Below are 12,350 nucleotides of genomic sequence, written 5' to 3'. Positions count from 1 at the left end.
ACTTTGTCGCTTTATTTTTTTCAAGTTCATTCATCTTGTGAAGCAGCCTTCGCCCCTTCCCAACCGATAATAGCGGTTTTACGATTAATCCCCCACATATAACCACCTAATTGTCCCGAAGCCTGGATTACCCGATGACAGGGAATTAAAAAAGCAATGGGGTTTTTACCAATCGCCGTTCCAACTGCTCTAAAAGCGGAAGGCTTTCCAATTTCCTTGGCTATATCACCATAAGTAGTCAGTTGGCCCATGGGGATTTTTAATAAACTCTCCCACACTTTTAATTGAAAATCCGTACCTTTTAAATGCAATTTAACCTCACATAATTTCGTAGAATCGCTCTGAAAAAACTTTAATGCGGTTTGCTGTATCTCGTCTGATTTTTGCTCCAATACAGCATTGGGAAACCGATTGACCAACTGGGCAATAGCTTGATTTTTATCGACTTCAAAAGCCATGTGACAGATTCCCTTGGAAGTTGACGCTAAAATCAACATTCCAAAAGGACTTTCCACTATATCATAATTAATCATCAGGTTTTCGCCTCCATTTTTAAATTCGGCCGGCGTCATCCCTTCAATCTTAACAAACAAATCATGCAATCTACTACTGCTTGATAATCCCGTTTGAAAAGCCATCTCAGCAAGACTTATATCACGATTCTCCATAAGCAATTGTTTTGCATAGCCGATACTGATGTATTGCAAAAATTTCTTAGGACTGGTTCCCGCCCATTCGGTAAACAGCCTCTGAAAATGAAACGGACTTAAATGAACTACTGCAGCCAATTGTTCTAAAGAGGGTTGTTGTTTAAAATTATTTTGTATATGCTCAATCACCTCTGCAATTCGGTCGTATTGAATCTTTTTTTGCTCTTTCATAACCACCATTTTAGTTGCAGTAAAGATGCTATTACTTCTACAAATATAAAATCCAATTCTTGCTTTATTTAAAAAGGAGTAAAGAAAAAATCTTTACTCCTTTTTTACAAAATTTACGCTCGTCAGTTACTATTGGTTTTTTACCTCTAAGGAATAAAAGCAACTAGCAACAAACATAGCCAACACCTATTCCACTACAGTTTTATGCTATGCATAGCGGCCTCCTGTACTGTCTATTGGAATTCGTTACTTAAAGTTTTATCCTCACTTTTCAAGTAAATAATCTACCCCATAACGAGACCAATTTAAATCTTCTCAAATTTCAAATCTTTTAAAAATAAAACATTTGGTAGCGTTGTCGTAAAACAAATAGAGTTTTCCATCCTCTACAGTATACAACAAACTTCCCGCAAGTTTTTCATGATATAGATATCCATCACCTAAAATTGGCTCGAAGACCTCAGTCGTCACTAATCTGCTTTCATCTATATCTATCAGATGTAAGGGGCGGTATAACTCAAAATTCCCATTTAATGTATTGGTCAAATTTTTCCCCTCTAATTTACCTGATTCTTCTAGCTTCAAACGATAATATGGCTGATCGGTTGGCATACCATTACCATCTTTAGGCAAACGCATTTCTAAAGTATTTAAATCTGCGATTTTTTCCAACACCCAATATCCATAAGGTGTAATACTAGGTTCTAAAATTTCAATTTTAGCTTTTAATTCAAGCTTTTTCAATTTTTGATAGACCACTCCAACCCAAAAAACACCAGCAGGAATACTATTTTTCCCCTTACCGATTTCTAGTGAATAATTTAATTGACGGCCATTTAACACTAAGGTTTGAGTTACCAAAGGTTCTCGATAAAACATCATTTTAGACAGTATAACCTGTTGTTCATCAAAGTTAATAATACCACTGTTCCTCTTATAGAAATCAGCAACCTCTTTGCCTGCGAAGGATTCTAGTTCCTGCCAGGTACTTAACACCTTAGCATCTCCTATTTTAGTATTATTGACTTCAGTACTACTAAAAACCTCTAAGGTTCTATAAGAAAACGCATCTTGTTCGACGTCCTCTTTGTTACAGGCTGCCATTCCTAGAAGAAAGCCCGCGAGATATAATAGTTTTTTCATTTAGTCTATTTTTAATCTACTTTTTAACCGAGTGTCTTATTGAATTTTAATCGAATGTCTTATTGAATGATTAATTTCTTGACATCTATACGTTCCCCATCACTATAAAGCACCACACTATAAACCCCTTTAGTAAAAGCTGAAATATTTATAGTAATTTTATTGTTGTGCGTATCCAACGAAAACTTTTTTCCATTTCCACTAGCCTCATAAATAGGAATAAGCTCTATATAAGCAGCTTTATCTGAGCGAACATCGTATTCTATTTCGACCGAAGTAGAAGCGGGATTAGGAGTAATTATCCCCAAAGTACTTGGTTTCAAATCAATATTAATAAAGTCATAATCTTTAAAACCATCGGCCAATGCCGTTACTTCCAGTTGTAGTCGCGTCGGTTTTTCTATATTCATCAAGAACTCCTTAGAACTACTTACTAACTCCCCTTGATCATCATACCAACGGTAAGCGGCTTCTTCACCGATATCTGCAGCACTTATACTTACTACCTCACCGGCTCTAACGCTATTAACTGCGCCAGCATTAGCCCTAAATATTTGTCGAGAGGTTTTATTAATTACAAAACCCTCTCCGCCAATCACTTTATGATTATCCGCATCAATTTGAACGACATTATAGTGATATTGCCTTTGATCTGTATATGTTCCGGTTAAAAAGTTAAAAGTCAGACTCAACACACCAAACTCGTCTGGATAGAAAACAACATTATCGAGTCTGGCTTCCGGTCCAGCAATCCTAATTGTATTTTCCCTTTCTACCCTTTCTATCTGCTGACCTCTTCTTCCTCCTCGTTCCCATGCACGATACAATACAGGGTCTAATGTAGCGGTAATTTCAGCTTCTCTAAAAAGAGTTTGGTTAACTTCGCCCCTACCTACAAGGAAATCTAAACTATAAACTCTTTTTCCATCAAAAGGATTACCAACCAACACTGAAGCACCATTGTAACCCTCCGGAGTAATATCGACTACACTTAGATTTTTCCACGCGATATTGTTGTTGTTTTGAACATTTTCAACAACATCAGAAGTTTCCATAAACGTCATCGGATCCTCTTCAGACAACACCCTCGCAATTAAGCAAAAATGCCCAGGTTGTTGCGAATCCATAACCACATAATTATTAGGATTCGGCACCCTCCATGGAAATTTAAGAATGGTTTCTTCTCCCGGCTGAAGTATCGGAATTTCATTTACACCTATAACTCCTCCCGTAGGAACACCATTAAACCAATAACTTCCGTTCCAAAATTTTGGCCAAGTTGAAGCAGTACTAGCTTTTGACCAATGTAACTGTACTAAACTGTTTGCACTTGTAACTACTGTTCCTCTATTTTTTACACGAACATATACATAATTTAACTGATACGGATGATGTGTAGCATTTTGATGCACCAAACCATTATCATTAAAATTACGCACCCAAATATCCGGACTTATATACAATTCATTCGCAGGCGTATTTGCATCGGGCTCCACACCACTATCGAACACTGAATTTCGGATGTGAAAATCGCCTCCAAGTCCTGAACTACTATCTAAGTACATCACATTATACTGTAAAGGATCCAACCAGTCTTTTAATCTTCTTTCTGGTCTATTTCCGTCCCAAGACAAAGAAAACTTACCATACCAATCCGGCGCTTCCTTTTGAGTACAACTCGCAGAACCGCCATGTAATTGTCCAATTACTCTCTTATTACTATTCAACAAGGGAGAGCCCGAAGACCCGCCTTCTGTTACACCATGGTTGGTGGCCGTGCTCACCCAGTTAACCATCCAATGATTTGCAGCCTGATTTACATTAGTATTTGAATAAGCTGTTGATTTGGGCGTCATAGTAAAAGTGGCAATTTTTTTTATATCACCACTGGGATGATGTATACCAACACCACCGCTTTTTGGATTCAAACGCTCCCATCCCAAATAAGCAACGCTACTATTCGTTAACTGTGATGGATTTTCATTTAATTCTAACAAAGCAAAATCAGTACTTCCAGCATTGGCTAAAACAACTGCTCCCGACGTACTCTTCCGTACTGGCTCAATTGCTGGATTACTACAATTAGGACTTTCATATTGCCACCAGAACGTCCAATGATCTAAAAACTTATTACTCATTGCGTCGTGCTTAACATTATTAGCCCAACCTCCCAAACAATGATCGGCTGTTAAAAATAGAGCTCTATTATTGTCTGCTGTATTTCGCATCAAGGCCCCGGTACAATATCTATATCCGTTAACTACAATTAAAGCAACGGCATTCTTTTCCAGTTGCCAACCTGCCCCCTCCGGACAATTCACATTGACTTGACAACCTCCTGAATTGCTGAGTGAATTTTTAATATAGCGATAACCCTCTACTACGTATTGTATAGAAATAACCGGTTCCTCTACAACTTCTTTAGGTTGATAATACTCTAAGATAACCGTATTCCCATAAATCAAATCCGTAGCAAACCCACGCACTTCTTCTGCTTTTCCTTTATTATTAGCAGCAGTAAAAGCACCTAGCTTGGTCGTTTTATCCTCATTGTACAAAAATAACATCCCTTTTTCTGGTAGCCAGAATTTGTCATATAATAAGTTAATTGATAGAGCATTGGGAATTGAAATTTTTAACAACCAAAGTTTATCACCGTTTGGAAGTTCCATCCATTTACCTGAATTCTTTGTATTCATGTCCGTTAGATGACGATAACCAAAGCGAGGTGGCACATTCATTTCTAAGTCTTTAGCATCTTCAGATTTCAATCTTTCCCTATTTAGTTCTGGAAATTTTTTCACCTCTAAACCTTCATAAATTTTCTGATCCAACTTGAATTTTTCCGACGCCGGAACAGTTGTTTGATGCAATTGTGCAGAAACCACAAACAGATTACATACAACTACAATTAAAGTGAGTAGCCACTTTCTCCTAATTTCAATTTTTAAAAGGGAAAAATTGGAATCACTTCCTTCTACTTTTCCTCTAAAAACATTGCTGTCTCTAAAATAATTTTCATCACGCTGCGCCTCTGTAGCTTCTTTGTTGTCAGCCACAACTCCTACAATGCGACTCTTGTTAAATAATAGTTTTTTCATGATATAGTATTTATACAATGAAAGGAACAGAAAAAATATAATAATAAAGGAATAAGTCCTTTATAAAAAAGCTAGAGTACTTTTCTAAATTATACTAAAAGTACAAGGCAGGAATAAAACTTCCATTCACTAATCATTGATTTTAAGTTAATAATAATAAATATATACACATAAGTTAAATAAATCAAAAAATATTTAATATTTTCATAACCAAAATATGTTAATTAACATTTTAAACACCATTTTAAAGGGCTTATCAGCTGTATCCATTAAAATCTACAAGTCAATAAAATGCTCAATCTGCAATTGATTCAGAAAAAAACTATCGTGACTTACCACTATTAGAGTACCGCGGTAATCCTCAATGGCTTGAGTAAGAATTTCTAGATTTTGAATATCCAAGTTATTGGTTGGTTCATCCAAAACGATTAAATCTGGCGACTTCCCGCTTAGGGTTATAGCACAAAGCAGTAAACGCATTTTTTCACCTCCGCTTAAAACAGCACAGGATTTACCCCAATCTTCCGCAGCAAACAAAAAGCGATTCAATCGCATGTTCACTTGATGCTCTGGCCATAGTCCAGTATTAAATAGCTGTGCTTGTTCATACACGCTCAGTTCGGCACGAATTAAGGAATAGTCTTGATCGATATAAATCGTATGGATAAGTGATTTCGTCAAGACTCCGGTTGTCGGAATCAAAGTACCCAAAATTAATTTGATTAAGGTTGATTTTCCCGATGCATTGACTCCCCTTATTGCCCAACGTTCTCCGCTGTTAACCAAAAAACTTAAAGGCAGTTTCCACAGTTCTTGTGATGCGTAGGCAAAATTAATCGCTGTTGCCCGAATCAATACTTTTCCATAATGCAAATCGGAATGCTTGAAATCAATTTTCATAGCAGCTAATTCTGGTAATTCCTCTCTCAAAACCCTCAATTCTTGCGAAATGGTCTCGCGTTTATCAGTATGAACTCCCTTTATTTTGGAAGTAGATTTCTCTGCCTTGTTTTTAAGGGTTTTCATCATAATTGTAGAAATACCCGCTTTTTCTTGTTTCTTTTTTCCTCGAGCATCCAATTTTTGCTGACGTTCCATAGATGCTCTTTCTACCGCTTTGACTTTGCGTAAAGCCTTCTCTTTACTCGCAACATCATGACTTACAGCCTCTAGTTCCCGTTGCTTTTGAACAGCATAAAAATCATAATTACCACCATAAACAACCATACCGCGTTTAGTCAATTCAAACACTTTATTGATTTTGTTCAGCAAAATACGATCATGACTCACTACGATTAACGTGTCGCGTGTCGTTTCTATATAATTGTACACCAAAGCTCTACTTTGGGCATCCAAATGATTACTGGGCTCATCTAGCAACACGATTTTAGGTTGATGAATTCGTATTCCAGCCAGAAAAACGCGAGTTTTCTGACCACCGCTTAAGGTTTCCATCTTTTGATGGAGATCAATACCATTCAAAAGCCAAAAGTCAAGTGCTTCTTTAGTACGTTCTTCAATAGTCCAATCCTCGTCAAGTCGGTTAAAATTATCTTCAGTGGTTTCACCTCGAAGTATAGCTTCCAAAGCTTGAATTTTATCAGCTATACACAATGCCTTAGCCACAGTGTCGCCATCAAATTGTCCGAAATGTTGGGGTACATAATAAGGTAACGCCCCTAAGATTAACTGCCCTGTTTCAGGAAGTAAATCGCCAGCTAAAATTCGTAAAAGGGTTGATTTTCCAATTCCATTATTACCAACCAAACTGATTTTATCGTGTTGATTGATTGTAAAACTGATGTCCGAAAACAATACATCTCTATTGAAATGTATATAAGTGATATCTTGTAGATTAATCATGATTTCTCTCTTGTAAAGAATGAATAATAACAGTGTCCAGCGAAATCGCTAGTGCCGTTTATTTTCCGAAAGAAATGATTTACAACATGAAATTGTATTTTGATTAGAATGCAAAGATAATCAATAAATTATAATAATAAACGAATTATGCAAAGTTATGCATCGTCCGAATGCTAACTCAACTGTCTGGATTTCATTCAAAACTTAGAATACGCATAAACCCTAACAACACCAACTTCCCACGGCTTTATAACTCTAAGAGCTTACTGCTAAACACCTCACTTCTTAATCCAAAAACGACTCCATAAAAGTTTGGCATAAAAAGTAGGATAGTCAGCGAAAAAATTGCTCTAAGTCTTTTTAAAAAGGCTTTTGGTTTTTCTTTTTGAAAAAAACTTGGAATGTTTGGGATAACTCCTGTTTGAAGTCATATTATTAAAAACCAATGCCACCAAAAACAAGATCAACGCCCCAGTTAAAACCGGTGAAAAAACATAATAATATCCCAAGCTTTTTACCGCGCCAGTATCGGCTACAGCTATAAGTGCCGTAGCGCCTCCTGGGGGATGTATGGTTTTAGTCATTTGCATGCCCACTATAGATAGAGACACCGCCAATGGCGCTGCGATATAAATCATGTCCGGAAATAACTTAGCCACCGTAACACCAATAATGGCAGACACCACATGTCCTCCAATCAAATTTCGAGGTTGAGCTAACGGACTGTCTATAGCCCCATAAATAAGCACCGATGAGGCGCCAAAAGAACCGATTAAAAACACATTTTCCAATTGAGTAAACCAAAAACTCTGTATATAAGCAATAACCCCTATACCGACAAAAGCACCGACAAAAGACCAAAAATGCTCTTTAGAATCGACCAAGGTTTCTTTATAAATGACATAACGCGTAATTCGAGCCGTTCGTTTGATATTCTTTTTCATAATTGGGGAATACACTAAAAACACAAAGATAATCGGAACATTTGCGTGTTTTAGATTTTAACCGTTAAAATATAACTTACCTATATATGAATATCCTGATTTAGACTAGCCACTGTATGCAAAAAATCAATTTAAAAAATCCAACCCGTCGTATGTTTAAATAGATTATAACAAAAAAAGGACAAAGAAATAAAATTTCTTTGTCCTTAATGGTGGGCGATGAGGGATTCGAACCCCCGACCCTCTCGGTGTAAACGAGATGCTCTGAACCAACTGAGCTAATCGCCCGAATTACTATAAAAGTATTCGGTTTTAATTTTAACGATGATTCATCGTTAAAAAGCATTTCAATATGTGGGCGATGAGGGATTCGAACCCCCGACCCTCTCGGTGTAAACGAGATGCTCTGAACCAACTGAGCTAATCGCCCGAAGTACTTTAAAAATATTCTTCGGAATACTATTCTATAACAACCAACGTGAGTTGTTATCTTTTAAAGGTTGTGGGCGATGAGGGATTCGAACCCCCGACCCTCTCGGTGTAAACGAGATGCTCTGAACCAACTGAGCTAATCGCCCTTTAAAAGCTGTAATCCTTTACTTGATTACGGGTGCAAATATACAACTGTATTTGGATTCTGAAAGCTTTTATTGATTTTTTTTATAAAATTTCTGCAACCACAAACGTACTACCACCTATGTAAATCAAATCTTGCGGTTGTGCTGTTTTCAATGCTTTTTGATAAGCAGCTGATACAGAATCACAAACCTCGCCATTCAACCCAAATTCGGCCGCCTTTACCGCCAATTCAGCTGCTGCCAATCCACGAGGCACTTGGGGTTTGCAGAAAAAATATTTTGCATTTTGGGGAAACAAAGGTAAAATACTACTCAAATCTTTATCATCCACCACACCCAAAACAAAAAACAATTGCTCTTTTTGAGCTTCAGCTAATTGTTTTAAAACAATTTTTAAAGCATGGCTGTTATGCGCTGTATCTGCAATAACCAACGGATGCTGTTGTAAAATTTGCCAACGTCCTTCTAAACCGGTATTACTAGTGGTTTTTAACAAGCCATTTCTTTCATTGTCGGCGCTAATATCAAAATAATCGCGTAGAATAGCTAGGACTTGTCTGGCCGTTCGAATATTGTGCATTTGATAAGCCCCAGTTAAATCGGCTGTATGGGTGCTCTTTTTCATTAAATCGGATGCGAAAAAAATAGGGGCATGCAGCTCCATAGCGCGTTTTAAAAATACCGGTTGCGTTTCAGAATCATACTCACCAATGACCACAGGTATACCTGCTTTTATAATACCAGCCTTTTCATAAGCGATTTCAGCCAAGCTGTTACCTAAAAAAGCTGTGTGATCCATTCCTATATTCGTTATTACAGAAACCAAAGGCGTAATGATATTGGTAGAATCCAATCGCCCTCCCATACCGACTTCAATAACCGCTACATCCACGGCTTGTTGTTGAAAATATTCGAAGGCCATACCCACCGTCATTTCAAAAAAGCTCAGATCATTTTCTTCAAAAAAAGTTTTGTTATTCGCTATAAATTCACAAACAAACGCTGCTGATATTTCTATGCCATTAATGCGAATCCGCTCGCGAAAATCCTTTAAATGGGGTGACGTATACAAACCTACTTTATACCCTGCTTCTTGTAACACAGACGCAATCATCGACGATGTGGACCCTTTACCATTGGTACCCGCAACGTGAATCATTTTTAGCCCCTTTTCCGGGTGCCCTAAATGTTCAACTAATTTCAACGTATTAGTCAAATCTTTTTTATAAGCAGAGGCGCCTTGTCTCTGATACATAGGGAGTTGAGAAAACATCCAATCCAGGGTTTCTTGATAGCTCATCAATGCCATTATTAAGTTATATACTTTACTTTCAGTGTTCTAAAATATTTTCTAATTTTTCTTAGTATATTAAAATATAGAAAATTATCTTTATTGCAAAATTGAGACATTTTTCACAATAAACACTAGAACTACATTATTTATGATGCTATTTTTTTTACAAGCTCAAAACGACACCATTAGCCAGGCTACAGGAGCCATGATTCAAGGAATTTCTGGCGAAAAAGAGATTTCTGTTTTGGACTTTATTTTAAAGGGAGGGGTGTTTTTAATTCCCATTATCTTTTTATTGATTTACACTATCTATGTTATCATAGAACGTTATTTATATATTAAAAAAACAGCAAAATCTGATGCCCATCTGATTCAAGATGTACGTACTCATTTAAACTCTGGAAATCTTGAATTAGCCGCTTCGGCAGCAGATCGAAATGGAGCCGCAGCTGCTCGTGTTTTAAAAGAAGGTGTTTTAACCATTGGGCGACCTATTTCTGAAATAGAGTCTAATATGGAGAAAGTTGCCAATATCGAAATTGGTCAAATGGAAAAAAAATTAGGCCATTTGGGACTTATTGCCGGTATTGCTCCCACTTTAGGTTTTGTGGGAACCATTTCGGGAGTTATCAAAATTTTCTATAGTATCTCCGTAACTGAAAACATCAGTATCGGTAATATTTCTGGTGGATTATACGAAAAAATGATCAGTAGTGGAGCCGGTTTAATCGTTGGTATTATAGCCTATGCCGGTTACCATTTACTAAACGGTATGATTGACAATTTTTCATTGACCGTTCAAAAAAACGTATTAGAATTTGTTAACATAATCCAAAGACCCAATGGCGATCAAAAGAAATAAACGATTTCAAGCAGAAGTAGCCACCTCATCTTTGAGCGATATCATGTTCTTCTTGCTGTTGTTCTTCTTAATCATTTCCACATTAGCCAATCCTAATGTTATTAAAATGACCCTGCCTAAAGCAGCAGCTAATGAAAAAACCAACAAGCAATTAATCAGTTTGTCGGTAACCGAAGACAAAAAGTTTTTCCTAGACAAACAAGAAGTTGCCTTTGAAGAGCTCGAAGCTACTTTATTAACTAAAATAGGTACAGAAGCAGACCAAACTGTAGTGGTTCGCATTCCATACAACCTCCAAGTACAAGACCTCGTAGATGTCTTGCAAATAGGCGTAAAAAACAATCTGAAATTCGTTATTGCCACAAGTGGTAAATAAATTAAAAAAAGAGGCTTGATGGCCTCTTTTTTTTGCTGATACGCTGATACGCTGATACGCTGATACGCTGATACGCTGATACGCTGATACGCTGATACGCTGATACGCTGATACGCTGATACGCTGATACGCTGATATGCTGATATGCTGATATGCGAATAGACATATAGGCAAATAGGCAAATAGGCAAATAGGCAAATAGGCAAATAGGCAAATAGGCGAATAGGCGAATAGGCAAATAGACATATAGACATATAGTCGGGTTGATAATAAAAAAGCGGAAGTCCATATGGACTTCCGCTTTTTTATATCTATTAGTTAAATACTTTCTTTAATTTAGACTAAAATTGTAAATTATATTGCCAATCTGCTTGTCTGGCGCATTTGCACTAGCTTCCCATTTGGTATTGAGTGCCGCTATTTTGGCTTGATCTAAAAGACAACGCGAGTTATTTGTTGTTCCCTTTACTCCTGCTACTGCTGAAGTGGTTACCCCATTTTTATCTACTACGACTTCTACAACTACCTTCCCAACTTCGTTACACGTGTATTTTGGTTGTGGTTTTACCAAGGCTTTTCTACCCCCTAAAGAATATCCGATACCTCCGCCAGAACCACTCCCGGATCCACCGCCTGAGCCGCTACCTGTACCGCTTCCGCTACCCGTACCCGAACCCGTGCCGTTACCACCTCCAGTACCACCACCGGAGCCGCCTGATCCATAATAACCTCCCGAAGTCAAACTACCGTCAGCCTTACCTTTGTTACCTGCTGTTTTATCATCACCATCTCCGCCTTTTTTAGACCCGTTAAGCAAATTGGCCAAAGCATCATCAGTCGTTTTGGAAACCTTAGGCTTTTCTACCACTGGTTTTACCACAACTTCTTTCTTAACTTCTTCCTTTGGTTTGTTTTTTACTGCGGTTTCCCTTTTCGGAATGACTGCGGTTTCTTCTAAAGAATTTTCGCGTGTAATGATGTTTTCTTCATCGGGAACAACTACAGCTTGTTGTGTTTTGTTGTTATCGGTAACTTGAAGCACTTCACTAGTAAAATCAGCACCCGATCCCAAATCACTATCTCCAAAATTCACAGTCACACCTCCGCCACCTCCACCGCCTGCAAAATTTTCTACTGCAGCAGGAGAAATAAAACGAATCAAAAATAAAATCAAAAACAATAAAGTACAGATCGCCAAAGTGATCCCCATTGATTTTTTTTCTTCAGATGTTAATTTCATGTTCATAAAAAGGATAGCTATACGGGATAATTACAACAAAAATACTGAAAATAAGTCAAGTATATACT

General features: G+C 37.4%; 9 protein-coding genes and 3 tRNA genes. 2 read left to right on the top strand and 10 right to left on the bottom strand.

Features of this window, described 5'->3' with window-relative positions:
* Window positions 1-26: 26 nt before the first annotated feature.
* From KO524_RS11415 to KO524_RS11375, 9 genes are all read right to left on the bottom strand, one after another.
* A complete protein-coding gene (locus KO524_RS11415; RefSeq protein WP_219294165.1) occupies window positions 27-881 on the bottom strand; it encodes a methylated-DNA--[protein]-cysteine S-methyltransferase in 855 nt (284 codons plus the stop codon).
* Between the two features lie 315 nt (window positions 882-1,196).
* The gene (locus KO524_RS11410) at window positions 1,197-2,024 is read right to left on the bottom strand and encodes a hypothetical protein (RefSeq protein WP_219294163.1); all 828 of its coding nucleotides are present in this window, start codon (window positions 2,022-2,024) and stop codon (window positions 1,197-1,199) included.
* Between the two features lie 59 nt (window positions 2,025-2,083).
* A complete protein-coding gene (locus KO524_RS11405; RefSeq protein WP_219294161.1) occupies window positions 2,084-5,125 on the bottom strand; it encodes a T9SS type A sorting domain-containing protein in 3,042 nt (1,013 codons plus the stop codon).
* A gap of 276 nt (window positions 5,126-5,401) precedes the next feature.
* Window positions 5,402-6,988: an ABC-F family ATP-binding cassette domain-containing protein gene (locus KO524_RS11400; protein ID WP_219294159.1), complete on the bottom strand. Its 1,587-nt coding sequence runs from the start codon at window positions 6,986-6,988 to the stop codon at window positions 5,402-5,404.
* Between the two features lie 350 nt (window positions 6,989-7,338).
* Entirely contained in the window at window positions 7,339-7,932 is a 594-nt protein-coding gene (locus KO524_RS11395) for an HPP family protein (RefSeq protein ID WP_219294157.1), read from the bottom strand.
* Between the two features lie 210 nt (window positions 7,933-8,142).
* Window positions 8,143-8,220 (bottom strand) — tRNA-Val (locus KO524_RS11390).
* Between the two features lie 67 nt (window positions 8,221-8,287).
* Window positions 8,288-8,362 (bottom strand) — tRNA-Val (locus KO524_RS11385).
* A 73-nt stretch (window positions 8,363-8,435) separates the two neighbouring features.
* Window positions 8,436-8,510: transfer RNA gene (locus KO524_RS11380), tRNA-Val, on the bottom strand.
* Window positions 8,511-8,592: 82 nt separating this feature from the next.
* Window positions 8,593-9,810, bottom strand: coding sequence for a folylpolyglutamate synthase/dihydrofolate synthase family protein (locus tag KO524_RS11375; RefSeq protein WP_219294155.1), 1,218 nt, complete (start codon window positions 9,808-9,810; stop codon window positions 8,593-8,595).
* Window positions 9,811-9,955: 145 nt separating this feature from the next.
* On the opposite strand from KO524_RS11375, the gene KO524_RS11370 reads away from it, so the two are divergent.
* Window positions 9,956-10,666 carry a MotA/TolQ/ExbB proton channel family protein gene (locus tag KO524_RS11370; protein ID WP_219294261.1) on the top strand — a complete coding sequence of 237 codons (711 nt, stop codon included), beginning with the start codon at window positions 9,956-9,958 and terminating at the stop codon, window positions 10,664-10,666.
* Window positions 10,647-11,042 (top strand): biopolymer transporter ExbD, encoded by a 396-nt coding sequence (locus KO524_RS11365; protein WP_219294153.1) that lies wholly within the window; start codon window positions 10,647-10,649, stop codon window positions 11,040-11,042. Before KO524_RS11370 ends, KO524_RS11365 begins: the two co-directional genes overlap by 20 nt.
* Before the next feature lie 331 nt (window positions 11,043-11,373).
* Here the strand turns inward: KO524_RS11365 and KO524_RS11360 are convergent, their stop codons facing one another.
* On the bottom strand, window positions 11,374-12,288 hold the full coding sequence (locus KO524_RS11360) for an energy transducer TonB (RefSeq protein ID WP_219294151.1): 915 nt from the start codon (window positions 12,286-12,288) through the stop codon (window positions 11,374-11,376).
* Window positions 12,289-12,350 lie beyond the last annotated feature (62 nt).

Origin of the sequence: Flavobacterium sp. NKUCC04_CG (assembly GCF_019345525.1) — a bacterium.
Classification (GTDB): Bacteria; Bacteroidota; Bacteroidia; order Flavobacteriales; family Flavobacteriaceae; genus Flavobacterium.
Note: the sequence above shows the minus strand (reverse complement) of the source record. Positions and strands in the feature narration are given on the sequence as shown.